The organism is Peribacillus sp. NPDC055009 (genome assembly GCF_053608705.1).
The window spans coordinates 194567-213453 of sequence record NZ_JBSGVZ010000009.1 but is presented as its reverse complement, the minus strand read 5'-3'; the positions used below and the strand labels follow the sequence as shown (position 1 = coordinate 213453).

The window sequence follows — 18887 nt, the reverse complement described above, 5'->3', positions numbered from 1 at the left end:
TTTTTAATTTGTTGTTTTATAATCGAATTAACTAAAAGGAAGGGATTTCATTATGGCTTATAAATTAATCACAAATTGTCCTGTCTGCAGTAAAACATTGAAAATTACAAAGTTGCAGTGCTCTCATTGTCACACTACGATTGAAAATGAATTTGAAATATCTAAGCTGGCATCCTTATCAAAGGATCAGCTTCATTTTGTGGAAGTATTTTTAACATGCAGAGGGAATATCAAAGAAGTTGAAAAGGAACTGGGGATTTCGTATCCAACGGTTCGAGGCAAGCTAACAGACATCATTTCATCCCTTGGATATGTGCAGAAGAAGAAAAATGAAGTGGACGAGAAAAAAGTTGTCACCATGTTGGAAAATGGCGAAATAACACCAGAAGAAGCCATTAAGCTCTTAAAAGAGGAATAGGAGGAATTTATCATGAAAGAGGAAATTACAAGAGTGTTAACAATGGTTCAAGAAGGGAAGATTGATGCAGATAAGGGATCAGAACTGATTCAAATATTAAAAGAGAAAGAAGAAACAGGTAATAAGCTTCTTGAAAAACCGACTAAATATTTAGATAAAACATTAAAAGTTCGTGTTGTATCAGCCGAAAATGATAACGTCACGGTCAATTTGCCTATAAAACTTGTCAAGGCAGTATTAGTGGCTGGACATAGCATCGCAGCGAGTATTCCTCAATCGGAAAAATACGTTAAAGATATAGACATAAGCCTTATTATTGAAGCAATCGAAAACGAATTAGATGGCCAAATTGTTGATATTAAATCGGCAAACGGGGATACCGTTTCGGTCATCATTGATTAGTGATTCGCTTATGATGCATGTTAAAGTGAAAGCGAAAGGCGTTCGGTTTACCCTCCCAATTCCATATGCCATTTTAAACATTGTTATTTCAATTTTATCTTCAAAACTTATTCAGCAAAATGCAAACAAATGGACAAAAGAGCACTTCGAAAGAAAAAAACTGGACTTTACCTTTCCACTAATAGACAAAAAAACGCTAAAGCCTATCGTCAAGGAACTGAAAAATTATAAGGGAATCGTGCTAGTAGATGTTAAAGCTAAGGACGGTACTGAGGTTAAGGTTAGACTATAATTTATCATGGAATACACCGACCACTGAAGGCATATTGAAGAAAAGGCCTAATTTTCCGCTTACAATACCGAGAAAATTGTAAAAAGACAATAAAGTTATTTAATTTTAAAACCTCAAACAAGCATAACCCCGTTCTAAATATAGGACGGGGTTAAAAAAACAGAAAAAATCTTTATTGATACCGTACCAGTGTCTTTTTGCTTTTTTCAACCATTTTCAAATCCCTCCTATAAAAAGCGACTGATTGTTTCCACTAATTTTTGAGGAAACAATTTAAGGTCAGTCATATCGAGAAACCTCTCTCTTCCGTGTAATTCTGCAATCTTTTCTTTATCTTCTCCAATAGCAACAGATAGGAATAGCACGTCTTTTCTTTCATATTCTCTAATAACTGATTGGATATCCACCCTCGCTGCATCCCCTGAATAATTAGGCATGGCTTTTGGTTGTCCATCACTAATATTTATCAATAGCTTGGTAGAAGCGATTTGTTTCGATAGTTTTTCTGCCAATATTCGTAAATTAACACCATCTCGATTATTTTGGCGAGGCTTCATTGTCGCAATTTTCCCTATAGCCCCATCGTACCCATCATCAAACTCTTTGTACGAGTATAGTGAAGTCATTTCCCTTTGACTAATATCTGCAGTGTCTCCATAAATCATCAAAGGAACATTTAACATTCTACAAAACTCTGTTAAAGAGATTATTGCTTTTTTGGCACTCTCCATTCGTTGAGCCCGAACCATGGAACCAGACTCATCTATACGTATCGCTATAGCTAGAGAGGGATTTTCAGTTGGAGGATTTTTTTTATCAAAGTAACGATAGTCTCCCATCACAACCTTAGAAGCATTAAATCGCGTACCGTATAACTTCCCTGGAGTGTATGTTACTGACTCTTCTTTTTCTAATACAGCAAGAATTTTTCTTGCCATACTCTCCACAAGAGGTGTTATTTCCTTTTTAATATGTTCTGCTTCACTCATACTTTCCTTCGTTGCATGAGGGCGGTGAATAATGATCCCTTCTTTTTGATGAATCGTGTTTTTCATAAGCGTTCGAGCTTCTTTATTCAACTCTTTTTTCTTATCAGCTTCTTGCTTCTCTAGTATTTCCGGCAACTGTTTTACTTGTTGCTGAGAAATGCCTGTTTGAGATTCCTCATGCTCTTTTCCTTTATTACTATCGATTTCAATGTCCTTTGATCTCTTTTCAGAAAAAATTTCTAATGGTTTCCCTTTTTCTTGTTGAGGCAGAGCGGAATCACTATTTTGAATTTCCTCCTCTTCTTTTGTAAAATCAATGGAAGATGTATCTTTTTGAAGTTCCTCCTCACCGTCTTGTTGTTCCTCATAATTATCTACCATTGTTGACCCTGGAGGAGCTTGCGGTTTGTTCATTGGATTCTTTTGATTCAGTAAATAAGATTGAATACGCTCCAATAATTGACTGCTTTCTAATTCTTTTTCTAGTATTCTAATCTCAGTTTCATCGGTGGTAATTTTATAGATGACTTTTTGATAAATAGAATCAAAGATATTTTCTCCTTGATGCACTGCATTCACCCAATAGAAATAACTTCTCATTCCTGCTACACCCTTGATTCCATTAGCTTTTGAAGTAGCATCTAATAAAATAATGATTTCAGCCATCATTGCTAATAGCTCTTCATCTGCAAAACCAACTTTACTGAGAGCCCGGTTGACCATCACTTCCTTAGAAGGAAGATTCATTCGTTCCGTGTGTTGAACTCGATCACGTAATGATTCATTAAGAGGTCTATTCCCCTGATAATTTCTATTGGTTGTAATAACTACTACAGCATCATGGTGCCGTTTGATCATTCCAGTTGGAGTATTTAAAATACCATCAATTTCAAGAGCAGAATTCAATGCAACTAAAACCGATGCATCTCTAATGACAGTAGGTTCTTGTATCTCTAACAGGTAGCCTTCTTGTAGTGCACGAACAATTTCTGATGGATAATACTTATATGTTACATTCTTACCGATGTCTTTGATTTTCTTTTCAAGTTTTGCCAAGTATTCTTTCGTTTCTGCCATATTTAACTGTAGATAGGAAGACAAATTTTCTAAAAGCTGCTGAGCCGTGCTATTATTTTCAAAAAACTGAATTATTTTTTTATCTTCCACTTGTGCTTCTTCCATTACTGGCAAAAGTGAGCCGAAAACATCTGATTTATCCATGTCGGCAAAACAGGTAATTTTCGTATATGGCAATCGAAGATCATGAGAGAGAGCTTTGGCAAGTTGTGTTTTACCTGAGCCAGCATCCCCCTCTAGCAGTACATTGATGACTCGCAGTTCTCCATTATGCCAATTCCTATTGATTGTATCTGCAACACGTAATTCCTCCACACTTTCTTGATGGCTAGGAGACTTTTTCCAAATCATTTGTTTTTCTTCTTCTGTAAATTTTCTGCCATCTGAAACGACAAATCCTCTTATCATTTTATGATTCTCCTTACCGATATCCCATTTCCTTCATAATATTGTTGATGATTCTAAATCTTTCTCCCAAAATTTCGCCATCCGATTGCAACATATCATAAAAATATTGAATATCTTTATCTAAATTCTCATTTTTTGTGTCAATTTCTAATTGCATCTTATTTCCCTGCAACCCTAAAGCAGTAACGATTTGATTTTCAGGATCATACAGCTTTTCAAATTTATAAGCATCTCTAAAATATAAGTTGGTCGATAAAATAAGGATGGCTAAATCTAAAATTCTAGTGGCAGATAACTTAATTTCTTGAGCAGAATCATCAGTCATTACAATTTTTCCAACGATATCTCCTGTTCTAGGAGATTTCCCCTGTAGCATTCCTGTGCTTAACGATTCGATTTCTTTACCATAGGCAGCCTTACCATCTACTTTGTCGTAATTTTCAACAGTGATAATTGATTTATACTTATATTCATCTTTATTCATATCATTGCTCCTTTTTATTTTTTCGTTATTTTCCTTCCCCCAATACGATGTTCCGTCAGAAATTTCTGCTTAAAAATCCTAATTATCTTCTTATTTAAGATTTCTGATAAACATAGGACAGGCGAAATTCATATTTTAAACACCACATTCTACTCTTACTAATTAACAAACATTATATTATTATGTTTGTTATATTGCAAACAAAAGTTAATTACGTTTATTTTTATGCATAACAAAATTGATTATGTTTAAATAATGAAGATTTCACGATTTTTTTGGAACGCATTATTAGAAGAATTACGGGGTATATTCGAGAGTCTGATTTATATATGTCTCTTATACGTATTTATCCTCATGAGACGGTATAAAAAAAGGACCTTCAAAACTGAAGGATCCTTTTTACTGCTTATTTAATATAAGTGGAGGAGATAGTTGAAGAAGAAAAGGATTTTCAATACAACTATTGCACTTTTGTATATCTTTATTAATTGATTACCTTTGCTGTAGTACATTTTTTATCCTATAATGATGCGCTCTTTGGGATAGTGATACGGATGTTTAACTGGTTTGCCTCCCATACTGAATAAGAAGGTAAACATCCCGATTTTCCCTATAAACATTAAAATCATGATTACGGCCTTCCCGGCAGTACTCAATTCCGGTGTAATGCCAAGCGAAAGGCCTACAGTGCCAAAAGCAGAGGAAACTTCAAATAAAATTTCCATTAGGGAAAAGGCAGATTCAATGCATGCAAGAATGACAACTGCCAAACTGCACAGTATCATACCTGTTGTGAAAACGATGAATGACTTGATGATATCTTCCTCATCGATCTCCCTTTTGAATATTTTTATTGTTCTGTTCCCTTTCGCATAGTTGTAAATGGTAAGCAGCATCACAGCAAACGTGGTGGTTCTTATCCCACCCCCAGCACTGCTAGGGGATGCCCCTATGAACATAAAAATACTCAGTAACAAAATGGTAGGCACTGAAAATTGGTTGACGTCGCTGATCGCCATTCCGCCAGTCCTTGAAGATATCGAATAAAACAAAGAATGGACAAAGGATTGATGCCAGGTTTCTGAATAGAAATGACTGTACTCAAACAGATAGATGAAAATGGCTCCGATTACGATCAGTATGAAAAAAGTTACGGTTGTAATTTTTGTGAACAAGGTGAACCGGAATGGCATCTTACCCTTATGCCTCAGCCACTGACTTACCTCCATTAGAACAGGAAACCCAAGGGATCCGATAATAAAGAGTACTATATTAAGGGTCAGGACAAAATAATCGTCTGCAAACGGCATCAGTGATTTTCCTGTGATATCAAAACCGGCATTTGTCGTAGCAGACACAGAGGCGAAGAAACCCTGCAAATATGCCTCTTGCCATGTTGGGAAATACTTCAAAAAATATGTACCGAAGACAATAGCCCCTAATAGCTCAATCATGACAAAGAAAAAGAAGATCATTCGTATGAACCGAACAATCCCGGAAAAAGTGGGGCTGTTTTGTTCTGTCGTCATGAGTATTCTTGCCCTGAGTCCTATTTTCTTTCCTGATGCAAGCCATAGTATTGTTCCGAAAGCCATGATCCCAATTCCACCAAACTGGAGGATGATTGCAAAAATAAACGTACCGGGAACACTAAGCAGCTGGCTTACATCTACCGGAGATAATCCTGTTACAGTTACCGCACTAATAGAAATGAATACTCCATCAATAAATGAGAGCTCTGCATTCTGCGTTTGAGTAATAGGAAGCAGCAATAAAATGGTTGAAACCACTACAGCCACTAGGTAATAAAAAACAATTATTTGAGCAGCAGATAGTCGTTTTGTTAAGTTCTCTATTTTACTATTCATTTCTCTCCAATTTCTATATGTTTTTTGACAAACATAAACCTATTTGTACTAACGTACCATTACACAATTCAACTTATAATAATTTGTCCATTAAATTAAGAAAATAAACTACCTCGTTGAAGAAGACCTCAAAGGAACGAATGAATATGTTATACAACTCTATTTTAGGTAGTAGCTAAAAAAGCCAAACCCATGTGTATCAAGGGTTTGGTTCTTAGTCATTTATTATCGTATATTCAGGATTTTATACAACCTTGATGTAGCAAGGCTTTGCTAGATGATCAATAAAATCACTAGATTAACCACTAGAGCTTTTCTATTTCATCTTTATTTATCTAATTATGAAAGCTGTAGGTTCGTATTTATTTAGCAGCATGCTAAAAACCCCTTAGGTCTCAAGGGGTTTAATGTCTTTCGTTTTTATTGTTTATGTATGTATTTATACATCGTTGGACATTAACATTTTGACTTCTGACCGCATAAAAAAATAGTTTTAACAAAATAAAACAGGACATTTCCTAAGCCCTCTTCCTAGTATCGGCCCCGCCTACGCCAGATACTAGGACAGCCACACATGCCATCCAACCCATTATCCTATGGTGCTAATGCACCCGTTAGTTTAAGTACAATATTTCACAAAGTTCACATTAAGTGGGCACATTTTTCTTAAATCACTAAATAGTGCCTTCAATCCAAATGGGCGAGGCACTATTAGTAATTACCTAATTACTGTTCTAAGTAACGATTAAGGCATGATTTTGTTATTCATCTGTTTTTTTACTAGTTAATCAAAATCAAACCTAATTCACTTCAGTTCACGGTTCTTCTTATTTATATATATATAATATTTATCCGCTAAGGGACCAATATAAACTAAAAATAGCGATACACCTAGACCTCCTAAGCCAGGTGTACCGCGATTTTTTCACAATCCGAAACAATACGATGAAGACTAAATCTTATATATATCCTCTTCGTTTGGTAGAGAAGAAATCGCTCCTACCTTCGTACACACGACGGCACCTACTTTATTTGCAAAAAGAATGATCTCTTTAAGTTTACTAAAATCACTAAGAATTGTGTCACAAGACTCAAGATTTGCAAATTGAAATAAAGCAGCACCGACAAATGCATCACCAGCACCAGTTGAGTCAATTGAATTTACTTCGACGCTGTTTATTACACTCATTCCACTTCCATTTGAAAGAAGAGTGCCTTCCCATCCAAGGGTGACAGCCACTATTTTTACCCCTAAATGATGGAGCATTGCTATTCCATCATATTTATCAATTTTTCCCGTGATTAGTTCAAGCTCTACTTCGCTTAGTTTTACAAAGTCAGCCATTGATATACCCTTTCTAGCTAAACTAATAAATTCAGCCACTCTATTTTTCCATAAATCATGTCGGAAGTTAGGGTCAAACGATAGAAATATCCCCCTATTTTGTGCAAATTCCATTGCCTTTAAATAAGTTGTTTTAAAAGGGTTTTCCAGAAATGCAGTTGCAGATCCAAAGTGAATGATCTTTGCACCACTTAATCTATCTAGGTATATGTTATCCTCTGTTAAATTTCGATCCGCTCCTCTATTGAATACAAAATCCCTTTCACCATTTGCTTGTAAAGAAACAAATGCTAAAGTAGTTGGTGCTAAATCGTCAGTAACAATCATCGATGTATCAACCCCCACCTCTTTTATCGTTTCTATTAAAAATAATCCAAATGGGTCATTTCCTACTTTTCCTATAAGACTCGCTTCCCCACCTAGCTTTGAAATAGTAGCTGCGACATTCGCTGGTGCACCCCCGGCTTTCTTTAGAAAATGATTACCTTCTATTAAATTAACATCAATATCTGTACAATAAAAATCGATCAAAAGCTCCCCAACGCATATGACTGCGCGGTTTGTTTTATTCATTTACATTACACTCTCCATTCTTGTGATTTAGGTAAAATGAAAGGCTATCGATCATTTTCGACAGCCTTCATAAACTCTTACTATCAACCCCTCTTTAATAGGATTGAAATATTAGTCTTTATCTTTTCCATATACTCTTTAAAGGGTATATTTTCAAAGACTTTAATGTAACTTCTCCACCTTTACTATAAATTTGTAATCCTTTACTTGATGAATCCGGGAAAATTTGATCAGAAATAACCGTCCCACCTTTGTTTCCAAACACTTCTACAGCAGATTGGTCAATGAAAATATGCATTTTCAAAGTCCCATTTAATGCATTTAACGGTCCGTCATGCTTACCAACTACATTGTTCCCATAATCAAAGCTTCCTGAATTTGAACGGTCTACGAATAACTGTTTGGTCGCAACATCATAGCCAATAGTCGTATATTCAGTTGCTCCTTTACGAACTTGAAAGCCGAATTCAGTTGCTTTTATATCATCTACATCAAACTCTGCTATCATTTCAAATGTATCTTCTGATAGTTTAGATAGGAGATTACTTTCACCAGATATGACTTTATTTTTATATGAAATTTTTTCACTCTTATCTCGAATGGTTTTTAAAGAAACTGGTGTTTGTTTTAAACGTAAACCTTCTTCTGTCTGAGTTAGTTCCATCTTTCTTGGCAATGTCGTTGAACTTCTCCAAGTCGAAGTTGGTGTATTATTTGCATATTGCCAATTACTCATCCAGCCAATCCAATATTTTTCGCCATTCTTCCCTTCAATTCCGCTCCAATCAACTGCGGCATAATAATCTGCCCCGTAGTCAGTCCATAACACTTGATCGGAAGGGTTTTCATTTTTAAACGTTTTCCCGTCAAAGGTACCTACAAAATATTGCATACCTGACCCGCCTGCAGGAGCGCCATCATTAATGCTTACCTGTAGTACCCATTTTGTTTTTGAAGGGTCACCATCAATTGGTAATTCGATTAGAGTAGGACATTCCCAAATCCCTCCGTTACTACCATGAGTAGAAGGTATCCACTCTCCAGAAACAGCAGACCAGTCTGTAAGGATGCCGCTTTCTTTCGAATCGTCTTTCTCAGGCTCTTTGGCAACTTGGTCTACTTCATTTGGCATGGCCCCTTCATTATAAACATTAACATCATCCATGTTTAAATGACCCCAACCACCTGTAGCTTGGTCTACAGCTTTAATATATAACACTTCACCAATGTATTTAGAAGCATCCCAGACGTATTTTTGATATTTTTCTTCTTTAAATTTGGTATTGGCTTGTCGAATTAATTCTTGATCATCAGAGGCTCTCACTAACGAAACATAGCGGTTGTTGATATCATTACCACCGCCCAACAGAAAGTTGATTTCTCCAGAGCCATCTAGTTTAAAATATGCGGAGTGCAGTTCACCTGTTGCGTCATCTCCCTTTTGAAGATCAGTAAACCCCCATAAGTGGTAGTTTCCTTGATGGCCGAAATCCCCTCCCCAGTATGATGGTACATTTGTCACATGATCTTTTGTGAAAGCATTACCTTCGATTGTACTCCACCCAGTTATATCACCTGTCTCAAAATCATGATTAGTAATTTCCTTCTCATTTGTCATGATGTTCTTACCAACTTGAACATCTTGGAATAACGTGGATGAATTCCAAACATTTAAGCCAAAATGCCCTGATGAAAAAGTTGAATCATTTACATCATGAATGAGATTACCATCTAAAGAAATTTTAATATTTTTCCCATGAGTGCTTGCTTTTAAATGGTACCTTTTATCTGTATCTAGATTTATTGTTTTTTCAGCTAGAATGGATATTTCTCCATTTTCAATTTTCATGATTTTTATTGTATCGTTTAAAGCATCGATATTCGCCATATAACCGTTTGTTGCATTAGGATCTGCACGAAAAACGAGCGAGCCAGCTCCGTTGCCGCCTTTTTCCCCAGATACCTCAATGTTTGCTTCATAAAAAAAGTTATCCCCTGTTTGACCACTCATTACAAAAGCATCCTCGGTAGAGGCTCCACTTTTTCCGACCATCGTGTTCTCCCAGCTTCCGTTTACATCTGTCCATTTTGATAAATTGGTTTCAAAGTTAGATGTATTCTTGAACTCCACATTTCGAAAGGCAGCCGTTGAATTCCACGCTGACAATCCATAGTATCCATAATCGAATTCTATATCTGTTTTTTTTATAACGGATTGATCGTTTACAAAGACTTGAATTTGATCCCCATCTGTTTCCACCTTCACATGGTAGGTAGTTGAAGTTTTGAGGGTAAAAGGTTTTCTCGCAATTTCCTCGTTTGTTCCATCTACATTCTTACTTAATGTTATGACATCGTTTTTGGCATCTAAGCTCGCAACATAGCCGTTCTTTGCACTCCTATCTGACCGAAAAACTAAACCGCCTGCCCCTTCTCTCCCATTCTTCTCATTAAGGGTAATATCTCCCTCATAGCTAAATGATTCACCTTTCTGGGATGACATGGTATAAGAAGTTCTGTCTAAGCTATTTGCTTGTATTCCACCATCTTCGCCGAATTCACTTGCATACTCCCACTCTTTTAAATTAGGTGAGGTATAAAACATGATCTTATCCTTAGCCGCTAACGACATAACCCATTGGTTTGATTCTTCATGCCAAAATACTTTAGGATCGCGCCAATCTTGTATAGGAGGGTCTGGCATTACGGGATTCCCTTTATACTTTTCCCAAGTTCTTCCTTTGTCTAGGCTATACGCTATACTTTGGACTTGCTTATCCCCTGAATGCGTAAAGATGGCAACCATTGCTTCTTTTCCAAAGCCAGCTGTATTGTTCCAATCAATAACAGCACTCCCCGAGAAAATCTGACCGTTTTCATCCGGCGATAAAGCAATCGGCAAATGCTCCCAATTAACAAGATCTTTACTGACAGCATGCCCCCAATGCATAGGTCCCCATGCCGTTCCATACGGATGATATTGATAAAACAAATGATATTCACCTTTATAAAAAACCATACCATTCGGATCATTCATCCAGTTAGCTTCAGGAGAAAAATGAAATTGATTACGGTATGGTTCATTATAATACCCAGGGTCTTCTGCATTTGCACTATTAAATGGTAAACAAGTAACAGTTGAACATATTAGTAGAATACTAATAATCCTCTTCACTTTTAATCACATCCCTTTTTTAAAATCTAAAATGACATGTGATCGTTATGCTGGACTATTTCCGCGCAATCGATCTAATAAAACGGCTGCTACAATAACTCCACCTTTTACAACTAACTGCCAATAATAGTTGACATCCATTAGAGTTAACCCATTACTGATTACCCCCATAATTAAAACCCCAATAATTGTTCCTATTATTTTCCCTTTTCCACCTGTTAAACTTGTTCCTCCTAGAATTACAGCAGCAATTGCGTCTAATTCATACATTTGACCAGCAGTTGGCTGTCCAGAAAACAACCTTCCCGCTAAAACGACTCCTCCTAAACCAGCTAGTAAACCACTAATCGAATACACATTGATTAAAGACTTTTCAACCTTAATTCCAGTTAACCGAGCCGCCTCTTCATTGCCACCAATCGCATAAATATGACGACCAAACATCGTATATTTAAGAACAAAAAACATCACAACATATACTAAAGACATGATATAAATAGGAGTGGGGATTCCGAAAATACTTCCACCACCGATGAATTTAAATGTTTCGTTTTGTAAAACAATTGGATAACCGCCACTAATGACATAAGCGAGTCCACGAACATATGTGAAGCTGCCTAGTGTAACAATAAATGCTGGTAACTTTGCTTTGGCTGTGAGAAACCCATTAATCAGTCCTACTGCATACCCTACTAGTACGCCTGATAACATCGCAATTATAGGATTAACTCCTGTAGAAGAGACCATGACTGAGATAACGCCAGATAGAGCAACTGTTGCACCAACTGATAAATCAATTCCACCAGTTAAAATAACAATTGTCATCCCAGCAGCTAAAATAGCAATAATAGAGACTTGTTTTAATACATTCAATAAATTGGCTGTATCTAAAAAATTTGGTGCTGTAAATGAAAGTACTACACACAATAATAATAAAATCATGATCATGCCAAGCCTACTCCATAAAGAATAAAGGACATTTCCTATATTTAGGCGTTGTGAATGTGTAATAGTTTGCGTATTCCCTCTCATTTCTCTCTCCCCCCTTTGGTAGCTAAACGCATAATTGTTTCCTGTGTAGCTTCTTCCTTCGAAAGCTCGCCTGTTAACCTTCCTTCACTCATGACAAGTATTCGATCACTTACCCCCAATACTTCAGGAAGTTCAGATGATATCATTAAAACGGCCAATCCTTCATCTGCAAGCTTCGAAACAATCTTGTGGATTTCAGTCTTGGCACCTATATCAACCCCTCGTGTTGGCTCATCAAGTAGTAATACCTTTGGTGCAATTGATAGCCACCTAGCGATCACTACCTTTTGTTGATTCCCACCACTTAAGTTTGATACTTGCTGTTCTGGGGAAGCTATTTTTATATTTAAGTCTTCAATATATTGGTTAGCGCTTTCATTTGCTTGCTTCCAACTAACAATTCCTGCTTTAGCATGTTTTTTCAATTCAGCCATTATGATATTCTCTTTTACGGACATTGATAAAAATAACCCTTGTTCTTTCCTGCTTTCAGGTACATGTGCAATCCTATTAGCAATAGCATCTATTGAGGATTTGATTCTAACAGATTGACCATCAACCAATATTTCGCCACTTTTCAACTCGGACAAACCGAAAATGGCCCTAACCAATTCTGTTCTGCCAGCTCCAACAAGCCCCGCCAAACCAACAATTTCACCTGGGTAAATTTTTAAAGATACATTCTTTACAATCGTGTTATCAGAAAAATTTTTCAATTCAAGTACAGGTGAAACTTCCTTTGAATTTTTTGTACCAAAAGCTTTTGACCGATTAAACAAGTCCTTTAAATCCCGTCCTACCATTAGCTTTACAAGATGATCAGGATTTGTCTCTTCAATCGGCCCACTTGCAATCCATTCACCGTCACGTAATACAGTGAACCTATTAGAAATTTTAAAGATTTCTTCCATTCTGTGAGAGATATATACAATAGCAACTCCCTGCTTTTTCAAATCATCAATAATTTCAAACAGCTTTTTTATTTCTTTATCTGTTAAGGAGGCGGTTGGTTCATCCATTATGAGTACCTCTGCATTAAAGGATAATGCTCGAGCGATCTCGACCATTTGTTGTTGAGCAACACTTAAGGTCGAAACCAATTGGCGTGGATTTAGATTCGACCCCATTGAATCTAACACCTCTTGGGCACGTTCATGGACCTCATCCCATTTCACCATTCCTAAACCATTTCTAGGAAAGGTCGAACCCATTAAGATATTTTCACTTATTGTTAAATTAGGAGCAAGGTTTAACTCCTGATGAATAACACTAATTCCTTTGTTCCTTGCATCAGTAGGGTCCTTCCATAAAATTGGTTGACCTTTTAAGTAGATTTTCCCACCATTGTCATCAGGTGTATGAATGCCTGCGAGGATTTTCATGAAAGTTGACTTTCCAGCGCCATTCTCTCCCATTAATGCATGTACTTCACCTGGATAAAGTTCAATTCTCACATTGTTCAATACGGTTACACTTGAGAACGTTTTACTAATCCCTTCCATATTCAACACTGGCTTTTTTAGACTTTGTTGGCCTTTAAGGGACATTTCATTGACAGCCATACCTTTATCTCACCCCTTATATTGATTTGAATAGGCTGATTAAAGGAGGAATCCTTATCAGCCTATTTATTGAAAGATTCTTACCAACCTTGGTAAGAATCTAATGTATCTTGAGTTACAATCTCAACTGGAACTTTAATAAGCTCCTCAACTTCTTCACCATTTTTCACTTTCATTCCGATTTCAACAGCTTTTTTGATCATGTTACTAGGTGACTGAGCTGAAGTTGCAGCAATTGTACTTCCTTCCTTTGCCATTGCTTCTGTGGCTTCAGGAGCACCGTCCACTCCGACAATGAAAAATTCATCTTTACGATTCGCTTGCTCTTGAGCAATTTCAACACCAATTGCTTCTGGATCATTAATCGCAAAAACAGCGTCAATAGAGCCAGATGAATTAGCTTGTAAAATACTTTCCATCACCGTTAATGCCTTTTCGCGATTCCCTTCTCCATTTTGCTTCGCAATTACTTTAATTTCGGAATCCTTTATTGCATCTTCAAATCCTTGAATACGATCAGATACAGCCGAAACAGGAGGTCCATCAATAATAGCTATTTTTCCTTTTCCACCTAATTGTTCAATCACATATTCTCCGGCTAGTTTACCAGCTTGATAGTTGTCTGAAGTAACAGTGGCATCGACACCACCTTCAGCATTAGTATCTACAGCAACTACTGGAATATCAGCAGCTTTGGCCTGTTGAACAGCTGCCGCAATTCCTTTTGTATCAACAGCATTTAAAAGAATAATATCTACCTTTTTCGTAATAAAGTTTTCAATTTGAGCAGCTTGTTTTGCTAAATCATATTCAGCGCTTTCAACTAGAACTTCAGCACCTAATTCTTTTCCTGCTTCTTCAGCACCTTTAGCCATGGAGACGAAGAAAGGGTTTGCTAAACTACCCACCGCTACACCGATCGTTAATTGTTTGTTACCTTTTTGTCCTTCGTTACCGTCTGTTGATCCATTTGATGATTCACTAGCCCCACTACATGCCGTCATCGCGGCAATTACAAACGCCAAAACTAGTATTCCTATTATTTTTACATATTTATCCATATTAATCCCCCTAGTTTTTGAAGATGAAAATAATTAGCTACAGAACGAGAAATTGTTACCGCTCTCAATCTCTTAAACTCTTAAACTAGATCACCTCCTTAAATGAATAATTTTGATTGAAATAATGGAAATATGATTGATTTTGATAGTTTTTTCACATAACATCCAATTTATTGATAACGCTTTCATATCTTGTAAAACAATATAATTACCCTTTACACATTAGAATTACAATTGATTGATTTTGGTTGTTTTTGATTGATTTTGATTATATTAAAGCTGTTTATAATTGTCAATGGTTCCAATTATTCCAAAAAATATATTGATAAAATAAAATATTAAACGTTTCAAATGGAAGATTTAATAGATGGAGCAGATTTTCCCTCATTGTTAATTGGCCACATTACAATTAATCAAGCATTCTTTATTATATTGATACAACAAAGGGAAAAATTTTCAATAAAATAATTTCAGAATATTCAAAAAAAGCTGGTATTCTAAATGTCTAATCAGACAGTTTGAATACCAGCTTTCCTTCAACGATAACTAATTTAGTTTTTAGTCCCTCACAATAATTATCTCCGTTTTCTCCTTATATTTTCCTAACGTTATTGTACCTTCCTCATTCGTAATAACTTTTGTCTGGTTTAAATCTGCAAACTTAGAAAATGATACTTCTCCAAATTTTGTATGATCCGCTAATACAAAGGCCTCACGTGACAAAAAAATGGCTCTTTCTTTTATTTGCGCCTCTTCTGGATCAGGGGTAGTCAATCCAAAATTATAATGAATAGCGTTCGCACCCATGAAACACTTATCAAATCTGTATTTTTTTATACTTTCGTATGCATAACGTCCAACTGTTGCTCTGGTAATCTTTTTAACAAATCCACCAATAAAATATGTACATATTTCATTTTCAAGTAATGCATCTAAATGACCAATTCCGTTTGTAATAACAACGATATCTTTTTGTCTTAAATGTTTGATCATCTGATACGTTGTTGTTCCAGCATCAAGATAAACACAGTCGCCGTCCAAAATTAGTTCTGCCGCATATTTTGCTATCTTAGCTTTTTCCTCAAGGTTCTGCGTTATTTTCTCAAACACACTTGGTTCGTCTCGTTTACTATGTAAAAGTGAAGCTCCACCATGTACACGTTTTAAGTAGTTCTGCTTTTCTAATTGATCTAAATCACGACGCAAAGTAGATTCTGAAGTATTTGTTAATTCTACTAGCTCATGAATCTTAACATTCTCCTTTTCTTTTAATAGCTTTATAATTAATTGATGCCGTTCCGTAATAAGCATGATATCTCCTCCTCGTATTACACTTCTATTTAAAGGTTCTTCGTGTATTCTAGTTTAATTAATTTTAGTATATAGAATTTTGCAGTGACATGTGAGAACTATTAGGGTACGCCCATAAGAAAAAGGAGCTGTTGATCAGCTCCTGGTAATGAAGTAAGCACCTGTTTGTTGAATAAACAATTTAAAATCCATTACCCTGGAATATTATTCTCATTAATTCAACAGCTCATAAAGTAAACTAAACCAACAAATATACTAAGACCTAAAGCTAAATTTCTCCAAAGTCCTTTCTCACTAAGAAAAGAGAAAGAGAAAGATATATTGATTTCCACATATCGTCAATACACGAAAAGTTGTTACTCCAGGGTCAATTACTTGTTTTATATTTCCATAAAAGAAACAAATAACCAAGATAATTAAAGCAAACGAAATAGCCCCTAAATATTATTAAACACCCTTCTCCTCTAATTAATCGGTATTTTTTTATTATCGGATTATCTTCCCACTTTAAATGCAGAAAAAGCTGCCTTAAAGACAGCTCCGATCTTCAGCTAACGCACCCTATAGTTTAAGTACAATATTTCACAGACTTCTAACTAATAAAAAAAGACGGTGACTTATATAAGTCATCGCCCCGATATTACTAATTATTCAATGCACTAGTAGCATTCCACTCGTCAACTATATGGTCCCTAAAATGAGCTACTTTAATTGTTTATTCATTCCCCACTGGAAGTACAACAGTAAATGGTTGTAATTCCTTAGCTGGAATAAAGTTTGAAAAATTGAATTGCAAAATTGTATTTTCCAGTTTAAAGTTCATGATTTTTTCTTCTCCATTTATATCGAATGTAGATTGGAAGTGCGCTGTCTTTTTATCGATAGTTTTCACTTTATTAATGCGAATGCTATGATTTTTAGGTGGCACTGGATTTTCAGGATCTATTTCCCCTATATATTCCTTATCTACCAACAATAATTCATATTTCAAATTATTTTCAAATAAATCAAGCTGGTGTTTACTCAATTCCTTGGAGAGCCCTGTAAATTGATAATCGATTACTAGTTTACTACCCTTTTTAGTTATATCATTTACCTGAAGGCCTAAATTGAGCCGTTTGCTTTTTAACGTAAATGATTTTTTGTCCAATAGCTGTTGTACTTTTGGGTCTGCAACAGATAGCTGCGGATAAAAAGTAAGTGAAGTAGTATTTGAGTTCAGCTTGGTCATTTTTGTTCGAGCAGTACTATGATATCCATCCTCTAGTGCTGCCTCCTCTAGAGATGTTCCGTTTCCAAACCTATATACCTTTCCTTTATTATCAATTGCTTTTAGTATATAAATTTCATCATCTTTGTATTTTTCCACCGTCTCATAAATAAGCGAAGATGACGCCCTTGCGGTGAGGACCTCTTTAATACGGATTTTGACCTCATCATCCGGGTACCCTTGCTCTTGATTAATGGCTAATGTACGATTTTTTTCTTGTTGAATTGGAATATCAAAATTCCATTCACCTTTTATCCCGTTGATATTATGAATCGTTATGGGAAGAGTAGAATTCTCCTTAAATGATTTATAAGGATATACCATTTTCCATTGAAAGTTATATCCATTTTCCACTTTCTTAATGTCATTTGACTTTCCATTTAACCAAGGGTCATGATCCCCTTTATTGTGTTCAAAGTTTACATCAAAGCTTACTTCTCCTTTTTCGTTATGCCCCTTTTCCACATCTTCATCTACAAATCCTGTAATTGATACTACATTGCCATCAAAGTAAGCGCTGGTCAGTCTTACAGTTACCCCATTTTTTGTAATTGATTGGTTTAATTCTGTAACTGCATCCTGGTTAGCTAATTCCACGCCTGTTGAATCATTAAATTCTTGAAAAATCCCGCCTATTAAAGGGGTATTAGCTAATACTCTATTCATTGTAGGATTAACAAATCCTGAGGCTACGGTGATTCCAAGAAGAGCAGCAGCAGTCGCCACACCTGCAAGAACCTTTTTTTTCTTTGCCTTTCCACTATTACCTTCCTTGTTTATCCCTTTGGAAATGGCACTAAATACTTTTTCTTTCGGTACAGCTATTTGTTCTATTGCTTCTTTGAGTTCCTTCTTATCCATGGCATTTGTCCTCCTCCTCATTTTTATAGGACTTTTTCAACTCCGCTTTCCCTCTGCTTAAATAAGTTTTTACGGTATTCTCTGGAATTTCCATGACACTGCTAATCGTTTTTATCGAGTAGTCGTAATAGTAAAATAGAATAATAACAGTACGGTAATTCTCTTTCAGCTGCTGAATTGCATCAATCAGCAGTAATGATTCTTCAATGTTTGGATTAACTTGACCCGGCAGGTTTGACAATATCTCATCACTCAAAGGAACGACATTGCTTTTTCTCTTTAGGACATGTCCCGAACATCGTATGACAATCCTGGTGAGCCAGGTCATAAAATACTCCGGATTTTTTAACGAATGGATAGATGTAAAGGCCTGATAGGTTGCTTCTTGGACAACATCCAACGCATCTTCTTCGTTATGTACATAAAGATAGGCAGTACGGTAGATTCTTTCATAATGTTGTTGAACTAACTTTTCAAAGGCGCTTTTATTACCTTTGATTGCTTTTTTAACTAGCCGGTGGCTTTCTATTTCCATCTTATTTGACCCCCTTTACTAATTAGTGGAATCTATAAACAAGAAAAGTTTCAAAAAGTTTAAGTATTTTCCAAGAAAAGCATATCATGCAATTAGAATCCTAAGTTCAAAATAAACAAACGGAAACCATTTTTGGTTTCCGCTTTCTATTTTTCTTGAAAGCTGTACCATTCTTTTAGTGTGTGCTGCGACATCTTATTGAACTATCCTGCCCCGTTTGCTCA

Annotated in this window: 14 protein-coding genes and 1 pseudogene; 3 read left to right on the top strand and 12 right to left on the bottom strand. The window is 36.0% G+C overall.

Features of this window, described 5'->3' with window-relative positions; genetic code table 11:
• Window positions 1–52 precede the first annotated feature (52 nt).
• Genes ACWF5P_RS15860 through ACWF5P_RS15850 form a run of 3 tightly spaced genes read left to right on the top strand, consistent with a single transcriptional unit; the run spans window position 53 to window position 1112 of the window.
• A complete protein-coding gene (locus tag ACWF5P_RS15860) occupies window positions 53–418 on the top strand; it encodes a DUF2089 domain-containing protein (RefSeq protein WP_350301414.1) in 366 nt (121 codons plus the stop codon).
• A gap of 12 nt (window positions 419–430) precedes the next feature.
• Window positions 431–820, top strand: coding sequence for an SHOCT-like domain-containing protein (locus ACWF5P_RS15855; protein ID WP_063236560.1), 390 nt, complete (start codon window positions 431–433; stop codon window positions 818–820).
• A 10-nt stretch (window positions 821–830) separates the two neighbouring features.
• The gene (locus ACWF5P_RS15850) at window positions 831–1112 is read left to right on the top strand and encodes a hypothetical protein (RefSeq protein WP_434168608.1); all 282 of its coding nucleotides are present in this window, start codon (window positions 831–833) and stop codon (window positions 1110–1112) included.
• Between the two features lie 227 nt (window positions 1113–1339).
• On the opposite strand, the gene ACWF5P_RS15845 is transcribed toward ACWF5P_RS15850, so the two are convergent.
• The 12 genes and pseudogenes from ACWF5P_RS15845 to ACWF5P_RS15790 form a co-directional block, all read right to left on the bottom strand.
• Entirely contained in the window at window positions 1340–3586 is a 2247-nt protein-coding gene (locus ACWF5P_RS15845; protein ID WP_434168607.1) for an AAA family ATPase, read from the bottom strand.
• A gap of 13 nt (window positions 3587–3599) precedes the next feature.
• Window positions 3600–4070, bottom strand: a complete 471-nt coding sequence (locus ACWF5P_RS15840; protein ID WP_434168606.1) for a DUF6530 family protein — start codon at window positions 4068–4070, stop codon at window positions 3600–3602.
• 515 nt (window positions 4071–4585) lie between these two features.
• Window positions 4586–5938 (bottom strand): potassium transporter TrkG, encoded by a 1353-nt coding sequence (locus ACWF5P_RS15835; RefSeq protein WP_434168605.1) that lies wholly within the window; start codon window positions 5936–5938, stop codon window positions 4586–4588.
• A gap of 952 nt (window positions 5939–6890) precedes the next feature.
• A complete protein-coding gene (locus tag ACWF5P_RS15830; RefSeq protein ID WP_434168604.1) occupies window positions 6891–7856 on the bottom strand; it encodes a PfkB family carbohydrate kinase in 966 nt (321 codons plus the stop codon).
• 118 nt (window positions 7857–7974) lie between these two features.
• Window positions 7975–8988: a GH32 C-terminal domain-containing protein gene (locus tag ACWF5P_RS15825; protein ID WP_434169609.1), complete on the bottom strand. Its 1014-nt coding sequence runs from the start codon at window positions 8986–8988 to the stop codon at window positions 7975–7977.
• A gap of 999 nt (window positions 8989–9987) precedes the next feature.
• Window positions 9988–11013 (bottom strand): annotated as a pseudogene (locus tag ACWF5P_RS15820) (glycoside hydrolase family 32 protein); the annotation flags it as partial.
• Between the two features lie 63 nt (window positions 11014–11076).
• Window positions 11077–11979, bottom strand: a complete 903-nt coding sequence (locus tag ACWF5P_RS15815) for an ABC transporter permease (protein WP_241637511.1) — start codon at window positions 11977–11979, stop codon at window positions 11077–11079.
• A gap of 80 nt (window positions 11980–12059) precedes the next feature.
• Window positions 12060–13625: an ATP-binding cassette domain-containing protein gene (locus tag ACWF5P_RS15810; protein WP_434168603.1), complete on the bottom strand. Its 1566-nt coding sequence runs from the start codon at window positions 13623–13625 to the stop codon at window positions 12060–12062.
• Window positions 13626–13705: 80 nt separating this feature from the next.
• A complete protein-coding gene (locus ACWF5P_RS15805; protein ID WP_434168602.1) occupies window positions 13706–14686 on the bottom strand; it encodes an ABC transporter substrate-binding protein in 981 nt (326 codons plus the stop codon).
• A gap of 558 nt (window positions 14687–15244) precedes the next feature.
• Complete coding sequence (locus tag ACWF5P_RS15800) at window positions 15245–15997, bottom strand: DeoR family transcriptional regulator (RefSeq protein WP_434168601.1); 753 nt, start codon at window positions 15995–15997, stop codon at window positions 15245–15247.
• A 715-nt stretch (window positions 15998–16712) separates the two neighbouring features.
• A complete protein-coding gene (locus ACWF5P_RS15795) occupies window positions 16713–18128 on the bottom strand; it encodes a DUF4179 domain-containing protein (protein ID WP_434168600.1) in 1416 nt (471 codons plus the stop codon).
• Window positions 18121–18663, bottom strand: a complete 543-nt coding sequence (locus tag ACWF5P_RS15790) for a sigma-70 family RNA polymerase sigma factor (protein WP_397314200.1) — start codon at window positions 18661–18663, stop codon at window positions 18121–18123. The genes ACWF5P_RS15795 and ACWF5P_RS15790 overlap by 8 nt, the downstream gene beginning before the upstream one ends.
• Window positions 18664–18887 lie beyond the last annotated feature (224 nt).

What these genes read in the sequence shown, in the direction of transcription:
- ACWF5P_RS15835 (WP_434168605.1), bottom strand. Translation starts at nt 5,938, where the DNA reads ATGAATAGTAAAATAGAGAACTTAACAAAACGACTATCTGCTGCTCAA.
- ACWF5P_RS15800 (WP_434168601.1), bottom strand. Translation starts at nt 15,997, where the DNA reads ATGCTTATTACGGAACGGCATCAATTAATTATAAAGCTATTAAAAGAA.
- ACWF5P_RS15830 (WP_434168604.1), bottom strand. Translation starts at nt 7,856, where the DNA reads ATGAATAAAACAAACCGCGCAGTCATATGCGTTGGGGAGCTTTTGATC.
- ACWF5P_RS15850 (WP_434168608.1), top strand. Translation starts at nt 831, where the DNA reads ATGATGCATGTTAAAGTGAAAGCGAAAGGCGTTCGGTTTACCCTCCCA.
- ACWF5P_RS15795 (WP_434168600.1), bottom strand. Translation starts at nt 18,128, where the DNA reads ATGGATAAGAAGGAACTCAAAGAAGCAATAGAACAAATAGCTGTACCG.
- ACWF5P_RS15790 (WP_397314200.1), bottom strand. Translation starts at nt 18,663, where the DNA reads ATGGAAATAGAAAGCCACCGGCTAGTTAAAAAAGCAATCAAAGGTAAT.
- ACWF5P_RS15815 (WP_241637511.1), bottom strand. Translation starts at nt 11,979, where the DNA reads ATGATCATGATTTTATTATTATTGTGTGTAGTACTTTCATTTACAGCA.
- ACWF5P_RS15810 (WP_434168603.1), bottom strand. Translation starts at nt 13,625, where the DNA reads ATGGCTGTCAATGAAATGTCCCTTAAAGGCCAACAAAGTCTAAAAAAG.
- ACWF5P_RS15805 (WP_434168602.1), bottom strand. Translation starts at nt 14,686, where the DNA reads ATGGATAAATATGTAAAAATAATAGGAATACTAGTTTTGGCGTTTGTA.
- ACWF5P_RS15855 (WP_063236560.1), top strand. Translation starts at nt 431, where the DNA reads ATGAAAGAGGAAATTACAAGAGTGTTAACAATGGTTCAAGAAGGGAAG.
- ACWF5P_RS15825 (WP_434169609.1), bottom strand. Translation starts at nt 8,988, where the DNA reads ATGCCAAATGAAGTAGACCAAGTTGCCAAAGAGCCTGAGAAAGACGAT.
- ACWF5P_RS15845 (WP_434168607.1), bottom strand. Translation starts at nt 3,586, where the DNA reads ATGATAAGAGGATTTGTCGTTTCAGATGGCAGAAAATTTACAGAAGAA.
- ACWF5P_RS15840 (WP_434168606.1), bottom strand. Translation starts at nt 4,070, where the DNA reads ATGAATAAAGATGAATATAAGTATAAATCAATTATCACTGTTGAAAAT.
- ACWF5P_RS15860 (WP_350301414.1), top strand. Translation starts at nt 53, where the DNA reads ATGGCTTATAAATTAATCACAAATTGTCCTGTCTGCAGTAAAACATTG.